At 63.3% G+C, this 17,507-nt stretch carries 22 protein-coding genes and 1 tRNA gene; 12 read left to right on the top strand and 11 right to left on the bottom strand.

Annotated features, from left to right (window positions below):
- Window position 1: 1 nt before the first annotated feature.
- Together MTX19_RS20555 and MTX19_RS20550 are read left to right on the top strand one after the other, a co-directional pair.
- The gene (locus MTX19_RS20555; protein ID WP_280979041.1) at window positions 2-2,011 is read left to right on the top strand and encodes an acetyl/propionyl/methylcrotonyl-CoA carboxylase subunit alpha; all 2,010 of its coding nucleotides are present in this window, start codon (window positions 2-4) and stop codon (window positions 2,009-2,011) included.
- Window positions 2,008-2,913: a hydroxymethylglutaryl-CoA lyase gene (locus MTX19_RS20550; RefSeq protein ID WP_280979040.1), complete on the top strand. Its 906-nt coding sequence runs from the start codon at window positions 2,008-2,010 to the stop codon at window positions 2,911-2,913. The genes MTX19_RS20555 and MTX19_RS20550 overlap by 4 nt, the downstream gene beginning before the upstream one ends.
- Before the next feature lie 70 nt (window positions 2,914-2,983).
- Here the strand turns inward: MTX19_RS20550 and MTX19_RS20545 are convergent, their stop codons facing one another.
- The 3 genes from MTX19_RS20545 to dctP are packed head-to-tail and all read right to left on the bottom strand — an operon-like array spanning window position 2,984 to window position 5,912.
- Complete coding sequence (locus MTX19_RS20545) at window positions 2,984-4,342, bottom strand: TRAP transporter large permease (protein ID WP_280979039.1); 1,359 nt, start codon at window positions 4,340-4,342, stop codon at window positions 2,984-2,986.
- Window positions 4,339-4,893: a TRAP transporter small permease gene (locus tag MTX19_RS20540; RefSeq protein WP_280979038.1), complete on the bottom strand. Its 555-nt coding sequence runs from the start codon at window positions 4,891-4,893 to the stop codon at window positions 4,339-4,341. Before MTX19_RS20540 ends, MTX19_RS20545 begins: the two co-directional genes overlap by 4 nt.
- Complete coding sequence (gene dctP, locus MTX19_RS20535) at window positions 4,890-5,912, bottom strand: TRAP transporter substrate-binding protein DctP (protein WP_280979037.1); 1,023 nt, start codon at window positions 5,910-5,912, stop codon at window positions 4,890-4,892. Before dctP ends, MTX19_RS20540 begins: the two co-directional genes overlap by 4 nt.
- A gap of 321 nt (window positions 5,913-6,233) precedes the next feature.
- Between dctP and MTX19_RS20530 the strand changes: the two genes are divergently transcribed.
- Complete coding sequence (locus tag MTX19_RS20530) at window positions 6,234-6,476, top strand: pentapeptide MXKDX repeat protein (protein WP_280971708.1); 243 nt, start codon at window positions 6,234-6,236, stop codon at window positions 6,474-6,476.
- A gap of 57 nt (window positions 6,477-6,533) precedes the next feature.
- Here MTX19_RS20530 and MTX19_RS20525 read toward each other — a convergent pair whose 3' ends face one another.
- The 3 genes from MTX19_RS20525 to MTX19_RS20515 form a co-directional block, all read right to left on the bottom strand.
- On the bottom strand, window positions 6,534-6,890 hold the full coding sequence (locus MTX19_RS20525) for a DUF6481 family protein (RefSeq protein ID WP_280979036.1): 357 nt from the start codon (window positions 6,888-6,890) through the stop codon (window positions 6,534-6,536).
- Window positions 6,891-7,151: 261 nt separating this feature from the next.
- Window positions 7,152-7,376 (bottom strand): hypothetical protein, encoded by a 225-nt coding sequence (locus tag MTX19_RS20520; protein WP_280979035.1) that lies wholly within the window; start codon window positions 7,374-7,376, stop codon window positions 7,152-7,154.
- A 22-nt stretch (window positions 7,377-7,398) separates the two neighbouring features.
- Window positions 7,399-7,563, bottom strand: coding sequence for a hypothetical protein (locus MTX19_RS20515; RefSeq protein WP_280985438.1), 165 nt, complete (start codon window positions 7,561-7,563; stop codon window positions 7,399-7,401).
- On the opposite strand from MTX19_RS20515, the gene MTX19_RS20510 reads away from it, so the two are divergent.
- A complete protein-coding gene (locus MTX19_RS20510) occupies window positions 7,562-7,738 on the top strand; it encodes a hypothetical protein (protein WP_280979034.1) in 177 nt (58 codons plus the stop codon). The two genes, MTX19_RS20515 and MTX19_RS20510, sit on opposite strands and share 2 nt — an antisense overlap.
- 139 nt (window positions 7,739-7,877) lie before the next feature.
- Window positions 7,878-8,126, top strand: coding sequence for a hypothetical protein (locus MTX19_RS20505; RefSeq protein WP_280979033.1), 249 nt, complete (start codon window positions 7,878-7,880; stop codon window positions 8,124-8,126).
- Window positions 8,127-8,158: 32 nt separating this feature from the next.
- Here MTX19_RS20505 and MTX19_RS20500 read toward each other — a convergent pair whose 3' ends face one another.
- Window positions 8,159-8,332 carry a hypothetical protein gene (locus MTX19_RS20500; protein WP_280979032.1) on the bottom strand — a complete coding sequence of 58 codons (174 nt, stop codon included), beginning with the start codon at window positions 8,330-8,332 and terminating at the stop codon, window positions 8,159-8,161.
- A 1,419-nt stretch (window positions 8,333-9,751) separates the two neighbouring features.
- On the opposite strand from MTX19_RS20500, the gene MTX19_RS20495 reads away from it, so the two are divergent.
- The 3 genes from MTX19_RS20495 to MTX19_RS20485 all read left to right on the top strand — a co-directional run bounded on the left by MTX19_RS20495 (window position 9,752) and on the right by MTX19_RS20485 (window position 12,802).
- On the top strand, window positions 9,752-10,894 hold the full coding sequence (locus tag MTX19_RS20495) for an MBL fold metallo-hydrolase (protein WP_280979031.1): 1,143 nt from the start codon (window positions 9,752-9,754) through the stop codon (window positions 10,892-10,894).
- Between the two features lie 346 nt (window positions 10,895-11,240).
- On the top strand, window positions 11,241-12,155 hold the full coding sequence (locus tag MTX19_RS20490) for a 2-dehydro-3-deoxygalactonokinase (protein WP_280979030.1): 915 nt from the start codon (window positions 11,241-11,243) through the stop codon (window positions 12,153-12,155).
- Window positions 12,156-12,166: 11 nt separating this feature from the next.
- Window positions 12,167-12,802 (top strand): 2-dehydro-3-deoxy-6-phosphogalactonate aldolase, encoded by a 636-nt coding sequence (locus tag MTX19_RS20485; protein WP_280979029.1) that lies wholly within the window; start codon window positions 12,167-12,169, stop codon window positions 12,800-12,802.
- A 47-nt stretch (window positions 12,803-12,849) separates the two neighbouring features.
- Here the strand turns inward: MTX19_RS20485 and MTX19_RS20480 are convergent, their stop codons facing one another.
- Entirely contained in the window at window positions 12,850-13,065 is a 216-nt protein-coding gene (locus tag MTX19_RS20480; RefSeq protein ID WP_280979028.1) for a hypothetical protein, read from the bottom strand.
- Between the two features lie 225 nt (window positions 13,066-13,290).
- Window positions 13,291-13,596, bottom strand: a complete 306-nt coding sequence (locus tag MTX19_RS20475) for a hypothetical protein (protein WP_280979027.1) — start codon at window positions 13,594-13,596, stop codon at window positions 13,291-13,293.
- A gap of 218 nt (window positions 13,597-13,814) precedes the next feature.
- On the opposite strand from MTX19_RS20475, the gene MTX19_RS20470 reads away from it, so the two are divergent.
- From MTX19_RS20470 to MTX19_RS20455, 4 genes are all read left to right on the top strand, one after another.
- Window positions 13,815-14,228, top strand: a complete 414-nt coding sequence (locus MTX19_RS20470) for an SRPBCC family protein (RefSeq protein WP_280979026.1) — start codon at window positions 13,815-13,817, stop codon at window positions 14,226-14,228.
- Window positions 14,229-15,229: 1,001 nt separating this feature from the next.
- Entirely contained in the window at window positions 15,230-15,436 is a 207-nt protein-coding gene (locus MTX19_RS20465; RefSeq protein ID WP_280971697.1) for a hypothetical protein, read from the top strand.
- An 80-nt stretch (window positions 15,437-15,516) separates the two neighbouring features.
- Window positions 15,517-15,750, top strand: a complete 234-nt coding sequence (locus MTX19_RS20460) for a hypothetical protein (RefSeq protein WP_280984844.1) — start codon at window positions 15,517-15,519, stop codon at window positions 15,748-15,750.
- Between the two features lie 516 nt (window positions 15,751-16,266).
- Entirely contained in the window at window positions 16,267-16,494 is a 228-nt protein-coding gene (locus MTX19_RS20455; protein WP_280971696.1) for a cysteine rich repeat-containing protein, read from the top strand.
- Between the two features lie 93 nt (window positions 16,495-16,587).
- Here MTX19_RS20455 and MTX19_RS20450 read toward each other — a convergent pair whose 3' ends face one another.
- Together MTX19_RS20450 and MTX19_RS20445 are read right to left on the bottom strand one after the other, a co-directional pair.
- Window positions 16,588-17,049: a DUF992 domain-containing protein gene (locus MTX19_RS20450; RefSeq protein ID WP_280979025.1), complete on the bottom strand. Its 462-nt coding sequence runs from the start codon at window positions 17,047-17,049 to the stop codon at window positions 16,588-16,590.
- Window positions 17,050-17,255: 206 nt separating this feature from the next.
- A tRNA-Arg gene (locus MTX19_RS20445) sits at window positions 17,256-17,332 on the bottom strand.
- Window positions 17,333-17,507: the final 175 nt, after the last annotated feature.

Here is a 17,507-nt window from a genome sequence, read left to right as displayed (position 1 = left end):
CATGGACCGCTCAAGACTCTACCGGCGCTTCCGCACGCTTCTGATCGCCAACCGCGGCGAAATCGCCTGCCGCGTCATCCGCTCCGCGCGCGCCATGGGGCTGCGCACGGTCGCCGTCTATTCCGAAGCCGACCGCGATGCGATGCATATCGCGCTGGCCGACGAGGCTGTGCTGCTGGGGCCGGCGCGGGCGCGCGACAGCTATCTCAACATCGAGCGCGTGATCGCGGCTACCCGCGAGACCGGCGCGGAGGCGGTCCATCCTGGTTATGGCTTCCTCTCGGAAAATGCCGAGTTCGCCCAGGCCTGTCTCGAGGCCGGATTGGTATTCGTCGGCCCGACCGCCGAGATGATGACGGCGATGGGCTCCAAGTCAGGCTCCAAGGCGCTGATGGAGAAGGCCGGTGTGCCGCTGGTGCCAGGCTATCATGGCGAAGCCCAGGACGAGGCCACTCTTGCCGACGCTGCCAACCGGATCGGCTTTCCGGTGTTGGTGAAGGCCTCCGCCGGCGGCGGCGGTCGCGGCATGCGTGTAGTCAATTCGGCGGCCGAGCTGTCGGCTGCGATCGTCAGCGCCAAGCGCGAGGCCAAGGCGGCGTTCGGCGACGACCGGATGCTGATCGAGAAATTCGTGCAGAACCCGCGCCATATCGAGGTGCAGATCGTTGGTGACAGCCATGGCAATCTGCTCTCGCTGTGGGAGCGCGAATGCACGCTGCAGCGGCGGCACCAGAAGGTGATCGAGGAGGCGCCGTCGCCGACCTTGAATGCCGCGCAGCGTGAGACGGTCTGCGAAGCCGCGCGCAAGGCGGCCGGTGCGGTCAACTACGTAGGCGCCGGTACGATCGAGTTCGTCTCCGACGGCAAGGACGTGTTCTTCATCGAGATGAACACCCGCTTGCAGGTCGAGCATCCCGTCACCGAGCTGATCACCGGCGTCGATCTCGTCGAATGGCAGCTCCGCGTCGCGTTCGGCGAGGCGCTGCCGCTGAAACAGGATGAGGTCAAGCTCAACGGCCACGCCATCGAGGCGCGTGTCTACGCGGAAAATCCGCAGAAGAACTTCATGCCGTCAGTTGGCCGCATCAAGACCTGGCGGACGCCGCCGCAACGCGACGGCCTGCGTATCGACGCCGGTTACCGCAGCGGCGACAGCGTGTCGCCATATTACGACGCCATGCTCGCCAAGGTGATCGCCTGGGCGCCGACCCGTCAGGCGGCGATCGAGAAGCTCAATCGCGGGCTGGAAGAGACCGATGTCCGCGGCATCGTCACCAACATCCCCTTCCTCTCGGCGCTGGTGACGCATCCGGCCACGCGCGCCAATACGATCGATACCGGCTTCATCGAGCGCGAGCTGAAGAACCTGACGGCCGAGAAAGGCGCGGCCGGAGAGTTCGAGCTTTGTGCAGCGGTGGCTGCGATCGTGAACGAGGAGCAGAAGGCCGCGCGGAGTGAGGCGAGCTCGCCCTGGCAGACCTTCGGCTGGATGCCGGTCGGCCGCCGCCAGCGTGTCTTCTCGTTGCGGCAAGGCCACGAGCCAGCGCAGACCATCACGCTGCACTACGGCAACGGGCCGTCGACGCTGTCCGTCGGCGGGCGTGAACTGACATTCACTATCTCGTCACCCGATGACGCCGGATTCGACCTGACGCTCAATGGCGTGAAATCGCGTGTGGCGTCGGTGATCGAGGGCCACGAGCTCTACCTGCGCACCCGCAACGGCCGTTTCGATCTGCATTGGGTCGACCCGTTTGGCGGCGAGAGCGAGGAGCAGGTCGGCGAGGACAAAATCGTCGCGCCCTTGCCGGGCACCGTGGTGGCGCTGCTTGCCGAGGAAGGCGCGACGCTCGAGAAGGGCGCGCCAATCCTCACGCTGGAAGTGATGAAGATGGAGCAGACCCTGCGCGCACCCTATGCGGGCGTGCTGAAGAAGCTCAAATGCAAGGTCGGCGACATTGTCGGCGAGGGCGTTGAGCTTGCCGAGGTGGAGCCGCTGGCTGAGTCATGAGCGATCGTATCAGCATCATCGAGGTTGGCCCGCGCGACGGGCTACAGAACGAGAAGACGCCGATCAGCGTCGCTGACCGCATCGCGTTCGTCGAGCGCCTGATCGACGCCGGCCTGCCGACGGTTGAGGTCGGCGCGTTCGTATCGCCAAAGGCGGTTCCGCAGATGATGGGATCCGCCGACGTGCTGCGTGGCGTCGGCCATCTCAAGGGTGAGTTCCACGTGCTGGTGCCGAACGAGAAGGGCTATGAGGCGTCGCAGGCCGCTGGCGCCAAGGTGATCGCGGTGTTCGCGTCCGCCTCCGAGGGCTTCTCGCGCGCCAACATCAACTGTTCGGTCACCGAGTCGATCGAGCGCTTCAAACCGGTGCTGGCGCGCGCCAAAGCCGACGGCATCAAGGTGCGCGGCTATATCTCCTGCGTGCTCGGCTGCCCGTTCGACGGCGAAGTGAAGCCGCAGGCGGTCGTCGATGTCGCCAGGACGCTGTTCGATCTCGGCTGCTACGAAATCTCGCTCGGCGACACCATCGGCGTCGGCACGCCGGTCAAGGCGCGGGAGCTGATGCGTGCGGTCGGCGGCAGCGTTCCCATGGCCAACCTCGCGATGCATTTTCACGACACTTACGGCCAGGCGCTCGCCAATATCTATGCCGGCATGGAGGAGGGCGTCCGTGTCATCGATTCCGCGGCCGGCGGCCTCGGCGGCTGCCCGTATGCCCCGGGCGCGACCGGGAATGTTGCAACGGAGGATGTGGTCTACATGCTCGAGGGCATGGGGATCAGAACCGGCGTCGACATGGAGAAGCTGCTGGCCGCGACGAACGAGGTCAGCAGACTGCTGGGACGGCCGCCAGTAAGCCGCGTCGCCTCCGCGCTCAATGCGAAGAAGCGTCGTGCTTCGTAGCGTGGTTAGACCGTAGCGAAACCCACGAACGTGATGGGTTTCGCTGCGCTCTACCCATCCTACAGAGGTTCTATCCCCCTCCCTCCGACCCCATGACGAGGTTCGGCAGCCAGGTGGAGATTTCCGGGAAGATGCAGAGCAGCAGCACCGCGAACATCATCAGGAGCACGAACGGCAACGTGCCCCAGATCACCTCGCTCAAGGAGATGTCGGGCGCGACGTTGCGGATGACGAAGATGTTCAGGCCGACCGGCGGATGGATCAAGCCCATCTCCATGACGATGGTCATGACGACGCCGAACCAGATGATGTCGAAATTGGCGGCGCGCAGCGGCGGCAGGATGATCGGCGCGGTCATCAGGATGATCGAGACCGGCGGCAGGAAGAAGCCGAGCACGATCACCATCACCAGGATCGCGAACAACAGCTCCCAGCGCGGCAGATGCATCGCCACAATCGATTCCGCCGCGGACTGCGAGATGTGCAAATAGCTCATCACGTAGGAATAGAGCAGCGACATGCCGATGATCAGCATCAGCATGGTGGACTCGCGGATCGTCGATCTCAGGATCGGCGACAGGTCGCTCGGCCGCCACACACTGTAGATCACCGCAATCAGCGCGAGCGCCAGCAGGCCGCCGAGCCCGGCCGTCTCCGACGGGGTCGCATAGCCTCCATAGAGCGCGATCATCACACCGGTCAGCAGCAGCACGAACGGGATCACGCGGGGCAGCACGCTGAAGCGCTCGGCCATGGTGAACTCGTCGTGCTGCAAGATCGCGGCGTCCTTGCCGGTGGCGTCATAGGTGGCACGGGCGGCAGCATATTCCTTCCGGAAGCGGAACACTGCGTAGAGGCCGAACAGCGTCACCAGCAGCAGGCCGGGACCGATGCCGGCGAGGAACAGCCGGCCCAGCGATTTCTCGGCGGCGACCGCGAACAGGATCATCGTGATCGAGGGCGGCAACAGGATGCCGAGCGTGCCGCCGGCGGCGATGATGCCCGCGGCAAAGCCGCCGGAATAGCCGCGCTTGCGCATCTCGGGAATGCCGGCCGAACCGATCGCCGAGCAGGTCGCGGGCGAGGAGCCGGCCATCGCCGCGAACAGCGCGCAGGCAAACACATTGGCGACGCCGAGGCCGCCGGGAATGCGGTGCAGCCAGGCATGCAGCGCCGAGTAGAGGTCCTGACCGGCGCGGGATTTGCCGATCGCGGCGCCCTTCAGGATGAACAGCGGGATCGACAGCAGCGTGATCGACGCCATTTCCTCGTAGACGTTCTGCGTTACCGTATCGAGCGAGGCGGCGGGCATGTAGATCGCCATGAAGACGACGGCGACGGCGCCCAGGGCGAATGCAATGGGCATGCCCGAGAACATCGCGAACAGGGTGGCAAGCCCGTAGGAGATGCCAATTCCGAACACGGTCATCGGCGGCCGCCACCGGTCAGCGGAACGAGGATCTGCAGCAGGATCTGCACACAGAGCAGGCTCATGCCAAGTGCCATCAGCCCATAGGGGATCGCGAGCGGCGGCGACCACATCGAGTTCGAGACCTGGCCATCGACATAGGCCTCGTGCGCCAGGGTCCACGACTTCCAGGCGAAGAAGGTGCAGAACGCAAGGCTCGCGGCATCGACCAGCCACAGCCGGACCCGATTGGCCCGTGGCGAGAGCAGGCCGACAAACGCCTCGATGCTGACGTGACCGCGCTGGCTCTGCACATAGGCCGAGGTCATGAAGGTAGCGCCGACCAGGAGGAACACTGCGGCCTCGTCCTGCCAGTAATTGGCCATGTGGAAGAGCGCACGCCCGAGCACGCTGTAGCTCAGGATGATGCAGGCCGCGACCAGGGCGATCGCGGCGAACACCACGATGATGTTGTTGCAGATACGAAGCGCGCGCTCGAGAACAGCCACGGGCGAGCTGCCCGTGGCCATATGTGCGGCTTCCGGTTGATCCGCGATCGGACCATGCATCATGCGGCGACGTCGCTTGCGAGCTTCAGGAGCTTGGCTGCCGTCGCCGTCTTGGCGCCGTAGTCCTTCCAGGCGGTATCGCGCGCGATGTCGCGCCACTTGCTAACGGTGGCGGCATCGAGTGCGCTGACCTTGGCGCCGGCCTTCTCGTAGACCTTGGCGACCTCGGCGTCGTCGTCCTGCGCGCCCTTGCGGCCGAAGGCCTCGAGCTCCGTGCCGACCGCCAGGATGATGTCCTGCTGGTTCTTCGGCAGCTTGTCGAAGATCGCCTTCGACATCATCAGCGGCTCCAGCATGAACCAGTAGGAGGCGCCGGCACCCGAAGTCAGCGATTTCGCGACCTCTTCGAGACGGAACGAGATCAGGCTGGTGGAGGAGGTGATGCCGGCATCGCAGGCGCCGGTCTGCATCGCCGCATAGATTTCGTTGGAGGGCACCGACAGCACCGCGGCGCCGGCGGTCTGCAGCACCATGTCCATCTCGCGCGAACCGCCGCGCACCTTCATGCCCTTGGCGTCTTCCGGCGCAACGATCGGCTTCGAGCGGCTGGCGACGCCGCCGGCCTGCCAGACCCATGTCAGCAGCAGGATGCCTTTGTCGGCGAGGAAATCGCTCAGTGCCTTGCCGACCGGCTCCTTCTTCCAGCGCAGCCCCTGATCGTAGGTCGTCACCAGCCCGGGCATCAGGCCGATATTGGTCTCGGGCAGCTCGCCGCCGGCATAGGGCATCGGATACAGGCTGATATCCAGCGCACCCTTGCGCATCGCCGAGAACTGCGCGTTGGTCTTGATCAGCGACGAGTTCGGATAGACCTCGGCCGCGATCTCGCCGCCCGAGCGCTTCGCAACCTCGGCCGCGAACATCCTGCACAGCCGGTCGCGGAAGTCGCCCTTGTCGATGGTGCCGCCGGGAAACTGGTGCGAGATCTTTAGCGTGGTCGCGGCGTGCGCGGTCCCGATGCCCATTCGCAGGATGGCGGGTGCGGCCAGAGCGGACGCGAGGACGTGGCGGCGTGTAAGCATGATGTCTCCCCCTGGTGAGCTTCTTGAGTGGCTGGCTAGGCCGGTGCCGGGCGCACCATAGCCGGTCTTCGCGCGAATCTTCTCTAGTCTGATAGTTCGAGGCGCCCTGATAGTGCGAGCGGATGCATGGCGGCAAGCTTTGACGTTGCTGCGGCGCACACTGCGGCGCGACGACGCAGCATCGCAGTTCAACCCATGCGGGTGGTGCTCATTCGCGCGGCACCGCGGTTCAAGAGTTTGTTATTGAGGTAACGTTTGATGGCCCGGGTGCGTCGAGCAGGGAGCGGCAGTCGTCGCTTTCACATTCGCTTCACACAAGGGATGACCCTCATGACCACCAAGACCTGCATCGGCCTCTCGGCCGCGATCCTCTCGTTCAGCCTCGCGCTCGCGCCGGCCGCGCTCGCTCAGGACAAGATGGGCAAGGACGACGCGATGAAGAAGGAGGACGCGATGTCCAAGGATCACATGAAGAAGGAAGGCGGCATGATGAAGAAGGACGACGCCATGAAGAAGGATGGCGGGATGATGAAGAAAGACGACGGCATGATGAAGAAGAACTGATCGCCGCCGTCACGCCATCGTCGCCAGGCCCGCCGCCGGGGCGGGCCTGTTGCGCGCTTACCGCTTCTTCTTGCCGCGTTCCTTGCGCGCGGCGTAGCGGGCGTCGCGTTTGGCCTTTTGTTCGGCGAGGAGGGCCTCCTGCCGGGCGGCTTCTTCTTCCTTCTCGCGCGCGATCCGGGCTGCCTCGGCGGCAGCGGCTTCGTCCTCGCGGCGCTTCTGTTCGGCCTTCTCGGCCTCGCGGGCTTCCTTGGCTTTGGCGCGGCGTTCCGCGATCGCCGCGCGCTCCTCGGCTCGCGCCTTCACCGCCGGATCGTCAGGCCCCGGCCGGGCGCGAAACTTGTTGAGGATGTCCTGCCGCGCCTGCTTGGCCGCTTTCTGGCGGTCGGCAAAACCCGGTTCCTTGAAGCCACTCATAGAGGAAGCCTTGCTGCTTTCTGTTCGGTGTTGGTGGGGATTCAGTTCGGCGTTTCAATAAGTGAACCCCGGCGAAAATGCCAGCGTCGAGGGAGGACAGCAAAGCAGGGGAGATATGAGTGAGCAGCAAATGGCACAAAACGATGCTGATCAGCGTGCTGACATCAGCGTTCCTGATCTACGAGATGGCGATCGCGATGGTCGCATCCGGCAAATGACCGGCGCCGGTGAGTGAACGATCACCGCGATTCGCCGAACATCCTAGCCGCGCTGGACCTGCGCGCGGCGGCCGCTGCTGCCCAGGACCTTGGCGACCGTCTCGGCGGTCATCGCGACCCGGTCGGACATGCGCTGGGCCTCCAGCCTGTCACGGGCCCTTTCCTTGATCAGCAGATCGATCAGCCGCAGCCGGCTGGTTTCGTCGACGGCTTCAGACAGCAACTGCCTGTAGCGATGGAAGTCGTAGGTCGTTTCCTGTTCGCTCATTGGCACGCCCCGCACACGCGCTTCATTGAGCGAGCAGTTTTTCGCAAGGGGTCACTGCGTGCAATGGAATTGCGGCGGCGATGCCCGGCCCGTCGATTTTAACTGACGACTGTTGCAGATTTGATCGCGCGCCAGCGGGCAAAGCGGTCATGATGCGCCCGGCATGACTTGGAACCGAAGCAATCATGGGTGATCCGGACGAAGGTGGCGGCCGCCGCGGCGCGCTGGTGGGATTGCTGGTGGCGGCCGTGATGCTCGCGGTTGGGCTCTGGCTCGCCCATGCCCTGACCTCGGCGAGCAAGATACAGGACTGTGTGATGGCTGGCCGCACCAACTGCAATGTGATCGAGCCGTCGCGCTGACGGTTCTTGCGGCAGTGCAGTATCGACCCCAGATGGCGTAGCCACGGTACCCGAAATAACCGGCCTGGATTGTGATCCCGATCATAGGGGAAGCGGGTGCGCCGATCCAAGATGCCTGGGATCGACAGGAACCAAAGCGATGATCTTCAAGCTGTGGTCCAGAAAGGGTGCGGCGCTCGCCGCGGCGGTCGTAACATGCGCCGGCTTGGCGGCCCTCGTGGTGCTCGGCCTGCCGTCGCCGGAACCGGTCTCCAGCGCGGCGCTCGGTCCGCAGTGGCAATGCAGCCGGGTTGCCTTCATGTTCACCAGCTGCACCCGCACGGCCGAGGCCGGGAATAAGGCGATTCGCGTGCGGGCGAAGGAGGATTGCCCTCCTGCGGGGACCTAGCGGGCCGCCGGGTCGGCAACGGGTCCTTGCGGTTACTTCTTGGCGGCTCGCGGCTTGATCGACAGCCCGAGTCGCATCGCCATCTTCTTGATTCGCTCCGGTGAGCGACCGGTGACCTTGGCGACCTCCTCGAGCGACTTGGAGGAGCGAGCCAGTTCCATGAGGCGGCGGTCTTCCTTGAACGACCAGCGCGGCTTTCGAGCCATCCTGTTGATATCCTCGCATTACCGGAAAACAAAGCCGCCAAGCGAAAGCGCCTGACGGCTTTGCCGGTGTGGGCCCGGACCTTGGGGAATTGTCCGGTGGATAAGCAATACTGCTTCCGGATAAGGTCGCAATTGAAACCAGAACTTAACCTAACCGGTAAAGGTTACTTCGGTGGAACGTGGCAGGAGGCCTTATGCTCAAGGTCGCCGTTCTGGGTGCCGCAGCACTTTGCCTGTCCGGTTGCTGGTCTGATCCGGAGGTCACTGGATCGACCAACGCCTGCGCGGCCAATCTCTACAGCCAATACAATCCCAAGGTCATGGAGCAGTGTGTTAACGCCTGTATCAAGTGTGACCACGGCAACGTAACCACCTGTACAACGTCCTGTACGCTAAAGGGTGCACGGTAGTTGATATCCGTGCGTTCGCTGACGCAAGCGCCTTTTGCAGGCTGACGGTGCGCGGGCGGCACCGCGGGGATCCGATTCACATGTCAGACAGCGGGGAGGACGTGAGGCCGCGTTCTCGCGGCGTGAAACGCCCGAGTCTTGCCGTTCGTTTCGCTCTCCGAATTCGCAGAGGGCGCAGGGAAAGCCGGGTGCCGATCGCACCCATGGGTCCCGAGCAAATGGAAAGCTCGGGAGGTAGGACCACAGGTGAAACCGGAGCAATCCCGGCTTTCCCTGCGCGATGGGTTACGGCTTATACGTGCTCTCCCCGGCGAGACTGGGCTTTGTTGTCACCGTCATCAGTAGGAGAGCTTGTCCCTTGCTGATGAGACACCTGCCACCAGGGCGTCAGGCCTGCACGACTTCACCGTCCGCTATCTGCCACGCTCGTCAGCCGTGACTTCGGCGTCCACCGCATCTCGACCCAACACTCGTGACGATCGCGAAGCGCCCCTCAGGCGGGTGAGACGGGCCATTCATACACTGAGTTGCGCTTCTGAAAAACAGAAATATTTCTGCCGCGAGGGCTTGACGGGTTTTCGCTGAGTTGCCCGTCGTGTCCAATTGGCAACACCAGGCGGATGCCGCGGCGCCTAGTGAGGTCGCGCCCGCACTCACAATGCGGAAAGACCGACCGGCTCGGCTAGGTTCACACTGCCTGCAAATGCGGACTTTCGGGCTGGCGCTCAACACCTCTGCATCGGGGCCACCGGACCAAGTCACCCGCTTGTATCCCAGTCCGGTGAACGGATGGCGTCCGCTTTTGTCTTGATGTCGAAACTGAGCTTGGCCTCGCCTGTGCCGAACGAGACTCGCCACGCTGTCCAGCACAAGATAGCATGCCTCTGATCCTCGGTGTGCGGGCTGCCAGACGCTGGCGTGTTCGGCACCCCAACGCCTCCCACCCTGGAGCGCGTTTCCGCGTGACACCTTGCGGCAGCAAAGGACCACGCAAAAGGAGGATTTGACCATGTCAATTTGCCTGTGCAACGCAATTCATCGGCGCGATGTGGTCTGCGGTGGCGGTGCTGCCCTGTTCAGCGCCATTGTGGCCACGCTGATCGGGAGCGGGAAGCCGGTACGCGCAGAAGCGATCGTCGGTAAGGTTCCGGAGATCGACCGTGTGGCGGTGCGCGTGGTCGTGGACAGCTATCAATTCGCTGTCGCGCCGAGCCGGAAGATATCGGATGTCGAGATTGAACACTTCGGCTGGGGGATCGGCAGTGGCCATCCACCGGGCAGAACGTTGATCAGCGAGTTCGGCCTATCGATGCACGTCGAGTCGCGACGCGGCAGCGAAACACGAAATGTCCTGATGGATTTCGGATTCACGCCCGACGCGCTGGTCAACAACGCCAATCTCGTAGGCATCGATCCGGCCGCGCTTGATGCCCTTGTCCTGAGCCACGGTCACTACGATCATTTTGGCGGTCTCGCCGGATTCCTAAAGAAGAACAACGGCAAGCTGAAAGCCGAGCTGCCTATCTATATCGGTGGCGAGGAGGCATTCTGCTCGCGTGAATGGACGGCTCCGCCGGTGCGTGGCGATTTCGGAGCCCTGGATCGGAAAGCGCTGGAAGACGCGAACGTGGCGGTAACCTACGCCGAAGGACCGTCGTTGGTCGCCGATCACGGCTTTACCACGGGACACATCGGCCAGACGAGCTTCGAGAAACTGCTGTCCCCCAGTGCCATGAAGATCGGCGTGGACCACGGCATTGGGTGTTATGCCGACAAGCTTCCGGAAGACGAACGGACGAAGGCTGTCATCCCGGACCAGTTCCAGCACGAGATCGCCACCGCGTTCAATTTGAAGGGCCGTGGGTTGATTGTGTTGACCTCTTGCAGTCATCGGGGGGTAATCAATGCGATCAAACAGGCCCAAGCCGTTTCGGGTATCAACAAAGTTCATGCGGTGATCGGTGGCTTTCACCTCGCACCCTACAAGGAGGACTATGTCCGCGACACAATCGCCGCGCTGAAGGGTATGGAGATCGACTACGTAATTCCGCTTCACTGCACTGGTGAGCCGTTCAATGAGATTGCCAAGGCCGAGATTCCGAACAAGCTTCTGCGCTCCTACACGGGCACACGGTTCATCTTCGCTGCTTGAGCAAAGGGTGCAGTCAGCTATGGGCCCGTGGTCCTAGGCACACCGAGCCCGCTTTGCATCGAGAGATGAGAATGATCGCCGCGTTGAATGAGGCAATCGCACACTGCGAAGCCAACCTTCGCGATGCCAAGAAATCATTGCGCGGTGCATTCAGGGGTGGCATAGACTGAGGTGCGCTTCTGAAAAGCGGAAATGCTGGTCGCGCGAGGGCTGGACGTCCACCACGACGTGTGAGGCAAAAATTGAATTGCCTGTCGGGCAGATGGCACGGCTCTTGCGCCACGCGCCTTTGTGCTAACCATTGCCCTCGAATCCGTCCCAGCAAGAGCCCCGGAACCGAGCCGAAATGACTAGTGCCGCATATGTCGCCGTCGATTGGGGCACCAGCAGTTTCCGGCTGTGGCTGATGGATCGCTCCGGCCACGCCCTGGATCAACGCCGTAGCGACGAAGGCATGATGGCCGCGGCGAAGCCCGGCTTTGCGTCGGTGCTGCAATCGCATCTCGATGCACTCGGCGTGGCCGCCGGCCTGCCGGTCGTGATCTGCGGCATGGCCGGCGCGCGACAGGGCTGGGTCGAGGCCGGCTATATCGACACTCCCGCGCATCTGTCCGATATGCTCGATCACGCCGTCGTGGTCGGCGGCCAGGCGCGCGACATCCGGATCCTGCCGGGGATCGCGCAGCGCGATGCCGCGGCACCGGACGTGATGCGCGGCGAGGAGACCCAGCTGCTCGGGGCGCTCGGCTTCGACGCGGCCGGTGAGGCGGTCGTGTGCATGCCGGGAACGCATTCCAAATGGGTGCGCATGCGCGGCGAAACGGTCGAACGCTTTGCGACATTCATGACCGGAGAGCTGTTCAGCGCGGTCGCGCGCGAGACGATCCTGTCGCACGCCGTCGATGGTGCGGGGGAGGCCGTTGACCAAGATGCGTTCGGGATAGCCGTGACCGACGCCTTCAACGCGCCGGCGCTCGCGGCCAATCTGCTGTTTCGCGTGCGATCGCGACAGCTTCTGTTCGGTGGCAGTGCCTCGGCGGCGCGCGAGACGATCTCGGGCACATTGATCGGCCTCGAGCTGGCGGCCGGGCTTGCAGAACGTCCGCGTGAGACCCCGGTCACGCTGATTGCGTCGGGGCGGCTTCAGCGGCTCTATCAGATGGCGTTCGAAACCCTTTCGATTCCGCTCCGCTTTGTCGATGCGGAAGAGGCGGTCCGTCGCGGCCTGTCCAGGGCCGCGGCGGCAATATGGAAGAGCTGAAGGACAACGCAATGAGTATCCCGTTTCCGCCGATGAAGCGTCCGCTGGTCGCGATCCTGCGCGGCATCAAGCCGGACGAGGCCGATGGTATCGTGAGCGCGCTGATCGAGGCGGGCATGACAGCAATCGAGATTCCGCTGAATTCGCCGGAGCCGTTCCGCTCGATCGAGGTCGCCGCGAAGCGTGCGCCGGCCGATGTCCTGATCGGCGCGGGCACCGTGTTGACGGCCGCGGAGGTCGACCGTCTCCATGATGTCGGCGGCCGGCTGATCGTCTCTCCGAACGTCGATGTCGACGTGCTGGCGCGCGCTCGCGAGCGCGCAATGGTCACCATGCCCGGCGTGTTCTCGCCGACCGAGGCGCTGCTGGCGGCGAAGGCGGAAGCGTCGAGCCTGAAGTTCTTTCCGGCGAGCGTGCTCGGGGCAGCCGGCATCACCGCGATCCGCGCGGTGCTGCCGCCGAACCTGATGATCGCAGCGGTCGGCGGCGTCTCCGACCAGAATTTTGCTGACTATGTGAAGGCCGGCATCCGTGCCTTCGGTCTCGGCAGCAGTCTCTACAAGCCGGGCATGACGGCCACGGACATCGCAATCAGGGCGAAGGCAACGATCGAGGGGTATGACGCGGCGATTCGGCGCGCACCATAGAACTTCAAGATGGCTCTCGAAGTGGCTTTCAGGTCGCGCGCTGACGCTTACGCGGCCTCGCCGGACTGGTAGGTCGCAGTCCCAACCGGTCGCCCGCCGATCGAAAATTGAACTTTGTGAGCTCGCCAGTCGCCATCGCGCACGGTCTGGAGAATGATCCTCGCAATATCCGTGTAATCGTCGAATTCACAGGGGTCGAGGGTAAAGCCATAATTGGGAAGCAACTGGTTCAAGCTGTCTCGCACTTCCAAAACGACCGGCATAATTTGGGCTTCTCAACGAAAGGATTGTCCTTTCTGAAAAATCTGATGCACCACTTAAGGCCCGGTTAATTTTTGCCGTTTCGTCGCGCAGGATCGATGTCGACTTCGTGATCGTGCGGAAGCTAGAGCATTTTCGGTTCTAACTGAATCAGAACCGAAGCTCTAGATTCTTGTTTTGACGCGTTTTCTTCACGCGAACCGGTGTCCACTTCGCTCGAAAACGCTCTAGTCATCCCGCTTGCCGCCGTCGATCACCCTGAACAGGGGCGCCGCCTCGCGGGGATGCTCGAGCAGCTCATCGACCATGGCGATGGCGGCCGCAACGTACTTGCTCGTCGCGCTGTCGAGCGGCCGCTCGGCTTCATCGGCAAGCGCCAGCTTGGCGCCCTCCAACAGCTTGCGGGTGCGGGCGGCGGATTCATCTCCGGCCGTCAGCGAGGCTCTGGCGATCGACCGCAGGACGAACAGCTCGCCCTCCAGCCGCAGCAGTCGATCGTTCAGCTTGCTCAGGACGGTGTTCAGGTTCCGCATGGGGTTCTCTCGCGGTCGTTCGGGCGGCCGCGGCTCTGGCCGTCCAAGGCTTGCAACGGCATTATCCTTACACGGCCATTCCTGACGAAATTGTTGTGTCGGCCGCCGGCTGGCGGAGGGGCAGTCGGGCGCATTTTGTGGATCAGAGGGAAGGTCGTAGATTGGCCGCGGTTCCGGCGCACCGGCTGGGCAAATCCGCAAATCATGAGGACAGGCAAGTGACGATCGCCGTCGAAACGACCGTTGCCGCACCGATCGCCGAGGTCTGGCGGGCCTATACGACGCCTGACGACATCAAGCAGTGGAACGCTGCCTCCGACGATTGGCACACCACCGCGGCGACCGTCGACCTGCGCGTGGGCGGTGCCTTCTCATCGCGGATGGAGGCCAAGGACGGCAGCATGGGGTTTGATTTCGCCGGCACCTACACCAAGGTGGAGGCGCCCCGGCTGCTCGAATATTCTTTCGGCGACCGTACCGCGCAGATTGCATTCACGCCGGAGGGCAGCGGCGTCAAGGTGCAGGTTGCGTTCGACAGCGAGGACACCCATTCGCTCGAGCAGCAGCGCGGCGGCTGGCAGGCCATCCTGAACAATTTCAAGCGTTACGTCGAAGCGAGGTCGCGGTCCTGACGCGCGGCTGCGGGAGGACCACGTGATTGACGCGCTCAAGGTCTGCGGCTCCGGGGAAGGTGATAATCTCGCACGTCATCGTCACGGGTCGTCAGGAGCAAATGCGATGCGTTCCGTTCTGGCTCTTGGTCTGCTGCTCATCCTGTGCGCGTCCGCGAGCGCCGCACCGGTGCGTCACGCCCGCGCCCGCCAGCCTGTGTCTACGCATCCGCCCGCGGCCGCAGCCCCGACGACGCGCTTCGCGGTGCCTGGCTGGAGCGACGAGGCGACGCGCCAATGGCTTGACCGGGCTTCGTCCATGGTTGGGCGAGGAGGATAGTCAGTCGCCACGAGCCCGGCGGGCGGAAACGCTGTTTCCGTTCTTTCTGACTTCGCCGCGATCCTCCGCAGCGTCGGATGCGCCTGGCCCTCGTGTCTTCCCCCGAATGTTAGTGAACGACCGGCTCGCCATGAAAACGGCGGTGCAGCTTTCCGCTGACGCCGAAGCTGATTTCGAGGACGAGCCGCGGCACGCGTCCGAGCGCAAACATCGGCAGCCATCGCGGGTTCTCTCTGATGTCAGCAACATGTGTCGGCAAACGTTTGATCATTCGTCCGATTTTCGTAACCATTGCGATCCTTGGCCGCTGTGCACCAGGGCGGGAGCAGCCCCTTAAGCAGTTCGGTAGTCTGCGTTGTTGTTCTGAATTGGACATGACGGCTCGCGGCTCCCGGGCTGAGTGGACCTCCACGGCCGTCCATTCAAGCGTAGCCATCTCGTCGCGCCGCGGACCACGAAGATTTCCGCCATGAACCCGCCCGAACGGGGTATCCCGAAATCACATCTCCCATTGCCGCTTTTCCCAGTACAGTGCTTGCTGCTCGTACAGAGCGCCCATGGGATGGTGGACGGCTTCCGGTGCTCTTGACCGGGGTGTCCCGGTCACGTCGAGGCCGTTCGCTAGCCCCGCCGGAATGTTTACCGCCTTTCAGTCCAGCTCTGCGTTGCGTTGGGGAAAGTGATGAAAACAAGCGCTTGCGGCGATATGACTGATGAGAAATTGGCTCGGCAACGCGCGCACGAAAATAACATCGCGCGCTATCGCGGCTTGCTCCAGACCCGACTCTCGGACGTCGAACGCCACTTCATCGATCAGCGCCTTGCCGAAGAGCAGGCTGCCCTATCAATGCTTGCTCAGCCCAATGAAACAACGTTCGTCGCGCCTTGACCAATCCCTTGTTTGCCGGAGCATCATCGCCGCGATTGCTGGCGGCTTCTCGCCGCGCGCTATCGGAGCGATCATTGGGTATGAGGCGCCCTCAAAAGATCACCCTCGGCGAGATGCACACGGCAGGCGTGCGCGGAGTGCTGGTCTTCTGTTCGGATTACGCGTGCAGCCACTCGATCGCACTCATGGCGGACCGCTGGAGCAACGATCTGCGGCTCTCCGATATCGAGCCGCGGCTCGTCTGCTCTGTCTGCGGTAAGCGCTGCGCCGACGTGCGGCCGAACTTTAAACTGGGACATCAAGGGGCCTATTGACGGGATGGGTTACCGCATTCCCCAACCCTGAAAGCAATCGCCCGCGCGCCGGTCAGAATCTGGAACGCGAGCGGGGGGGGGGGGGCCCTCGCGGGCCACCCGCCTGTGCTTCCGAAGTAGGTGGCCCGCTTCCGAGGGCCGGATAAGCCGGGGAGGCTCACGCCAGCTTTGCTCGCCGCGCGATTAGACGGCCAGTCCAATGGGTCCGCAATTGGGGAAACGGGATTACCTCGCTCGGTCGAGTGCAAGGGCCCATCTTCTCTGAAGTATTCCCATCCGGAAGCGCTGAGACCAACCAGATCAAGCGCGATGCGATTGCTGCGCGCCCAAGCATCTCCAAGCTATACGCGACGGGAGCGCTCTTCGGACGCTCGGTGATGTCGGTCGCGGTACAGCGCGACAAGCCTGCGTTCGTCCGGTGGGTCGATTCCTCGCCCAACCGAGGGAACCGCGCGATAGGTTCGCGCCTTATCCCGCGTTCGGAAGTGTTGTGTCACGGACCAAGGGAGAAGGTCGATGCGCCAGCTAATGCTCGCCGCTGTTGCGTTGCTGATTGGGACGTCATCGTCCTGGGCTCAGGGGCACATGGGATCACCACAGGAGCAGCAGGCGTGCAGGCGAGATGCACAGCGATTTTGCCGCAAGGATCTCGCCGATGACAACGCGGTTCAACAGTGCTTGCAGCAACACCGAACGAGGTTGAGCAGAAGCTGCCGGAAGGTATTTGAGAGCCACGGAATGTAGAATAGTCGGCTCGTTGGCATAGCCGGCCGTGTTGGTGATGAAGCCGGCACGGGCCTCGCCTTTTGCCACGAGGCCGATAGCGCGGGGCGGCGATCAGGATCCTCGATCCATCGGTCGAATCTCCAGGTTTTCGATGTTCGCGGGCGGTGCTGAGGCTTCATTCCGCTCGGTCAACGGACGTAATGTGATCGTGGCATTTGCGCCGCCGACCAGAACATTGGAGCCGTCGCCGGCGTGCGTGTAAGTGCCGACGAGATCGTCGATCCCGAGCCATGGCACGGGTGCCATCACCTTCCAATTCAGTGCGACGTCCCTTTCGCCGATGAAGACTTCGAAATTCTGAATGGCTGCGACATAGCGACTATCCGGCGAGCTATCGACATGCAGCACGCAATTGAGATTGGTCACCGAGCCCAGAACGAACCCGGTGTCGGGGCCGCCACGACACTCAAGCGTTCCGGCCTGGACCTGCTGTGCAACGGCGATTCCCATCGGCGCAGCGAAGACGGCTGCGCCACACGCCGCAAGGACGACCAAATGACGCGCGGTACGCATGGTCCGGTACAATGCGAATGGGGAGCGATCGGTTCGCTATCTCGGGGGGAGTCCCCCATTCGTGGTTAAGAGAACCCTAGATCGCAAGATTGGCGGCGGCGAGAGACGACAAGCCGGAGCGCCTTCTCGTCGGTCAGACGGCTTGCGGCAAAGGCCAGGAAGCTGAGGCCGAACCGGCCGTCGCGTCGAAGCGGATCGCACAAAGCTGGCGATCCCGGCAGGATTCGAACCTGCAACCCGCGGAGTAGAAATCCGCTACTCTATCCAGTTGAGCTACGGGACCGTGGCCGTCTTCTAGCACCGCCAATATGAAAAATCCGCTTTTCCGCCAAGTCCGTCCGAACCGATTTTTGTGGTCGGGCGACAAAGGCGAGCAGGGGGGCCGCCCGGTCCGCGGGCCCAGCTCACCGTGGCGGCAGGATTCGGCCGCCCGATCTGGTCAAACGGCTGCAGTCTGT

The organism is Bradyrhizobium sp. ISRA464 (genome assembly GCF_029910095.1).
In the GTDB taxonomy this organism is placed as follows: Bacteria; Pseudomonadota; Alphaproteobacteria; order Rhizobiales; family Xanthobacteraceae; genus Bradyrhizobium.
The sequence above is the reverse complement of the archived record's forward strand: the minus strand, read 5'-3'. Positions and strand labels throughout refer to the sequence as shown.

Excerpts from the sequence above, each read along its gene's own strand:
- MTX19_RS20520 (WP_280979035.1), bottom strand. The coding sequence starts at position 7,376 with ATGAGCGAACAGGAAACGACCTACGACTTCCATCGCTACAGGCAGTTG.
- MTX19_RS20550 (WP_280979040.1), top strand. The coding sequence starts at position 2,008 with ATGAGCGATCGTATCAGCATCATCGAGGTTGGCCCGCGCGACGGGCTA.
- MTX19_RS20465 (WP_280971697.1), top strand. The coding sequence starts at position 15,230 with ATGAAAACAAGCGCTTGCGGCGATATGACTGATGAGAAATTGGCTCGG.
- dctP (WP_280979037.1), bottom strand. The coding sequence starts at position 5,912 with ATGCTTACACGCCGCCACGTCCTCGCGTCCGCTCTGGCCGCACCCGCC.
- MTX19_RS20475 (WP_280979027.1), bottom strand. The coding sequence starts at position 13,596 with ATGCGGAACCTGAACACCGTCCTGAGCAAGCTGAACGATCGACTGCTG.
- MTX19_RS20455 (WP_280971696.1), top strand. The coding sequence starts at position 16,267 with ATGCGCCAGCTAATGCTCGCCGCTGTTGCGTTGCTGATTGGGACGTCA.
- MTX19_RS20490 (WP_280979030.1), top strand. The coding sequence starts at position 11,241 with ATGACTAGTGCCGCATATGTCGCCGTCGATTGGGGCACCAGCAGTTTC.
- MTX19_RS20515 (WP_280985438.1), bottom strand. The coding sequence starts at position 7,563 with ATGATTGCTTCGGTTCCAAGTCATGCCGGGCGCATCATGACCGCTTTG.
- MTX19_RS20500 (WP_280979032.1), bottom strand. The coding sequence starts at position 8,332 with ATGGCTCGAAAGCCGCGCTGGTCGTTCAAGGAAGACCGCCGCCTCATG.
- MTX19_RS20450 (WP_280979025.1), bottom strand. The coding sequence starts at position 17,049 with ATGCGTACCGCGCGTCATTTGGTCGTCCTTGCGGCGTGTGGCGCAGCC.
- MTX19_RS20545 (WP_280979039.1), bottom strand. The coding sequence starts at position 4,342 with ATGACCGTGTTCGGAATTGGCATCTCCTACGGGCTTGCCACCCTGTTC.
- MTX19_RS20540 (WP_280979038.1), bottom strand. The coding sequence starts at position 4,893 with ATGATGCATGGTCCGATCGCGGATCAACCGGAAGCCGCACATATGGCC.
- MTX19_RS20505 (WP_280979033.1), top strand. The coding sequence starts at position 7,878 with ATGATCTTCAAGCTGTGGTCCAGAAAGGGTGCGGCGCTCGCCGCGGCG.
- MTX19_RS20555 (WP_280979041.1), top strand. The coding sequence starts at position 2 with ATGGACCGCTCAAGACTCTACCGGCGCTTCCGCACGCTTCTGATCGCC.
- MTX19_RS20530 (WP_280971708.1), top strand. The coding sequence starts at position 6,234 with ATGACCCTCATGACCACCAAGACCTGCATCGGCCTCTCGGCCGCGATC.
- MTX19_RS20495 (WP_280979031.1), top strand. The coding sequence starts at position 9,752 with ATGTCAATTTGCCTGTGCAACGCAATTCATCGGCGCGATGTGGTCTGC.
- MTX19_RS20525 (WP_280979036.1), bottom strand. The coding sequence starts at position 6,890 with ATGAGTGGCTTCAAGGAACCGGGTTTTGCCGACCGCCAGAAAGCGGCC.
- MTX19_RS20480 (WP_280979028.1), bottom strand. The coding sequence starts at position 13,065 with ATGCCGGTCGTTTTGGAAGTGCGAGACAGCTTGAACCAGTTGCTTCCC.
- MTX19_RS20510 (WP_280979034.1), top strand. The coding sequence starts at position 7,562 with ATGGGTGATCCGGACGAAGGTGGCGGCCGCCGCGGCGCGCTGGTGGGA.
- MTX19_RS20485 (WP_280979029.1), top strand. The coding sequence starts at position 12,167 with ATGAGTATCCCGTTTCCGCCGATGAAGCGTCCGCTGGTCGCGATCCTG.
- MTX19_RS20460 (WP_280984844.1), top strand. The coding sequence starts at position 15,517 with ATGAGGCGCCCTCAAAAGATCACCCTCGGCGAGATGCACACGGCAGGC.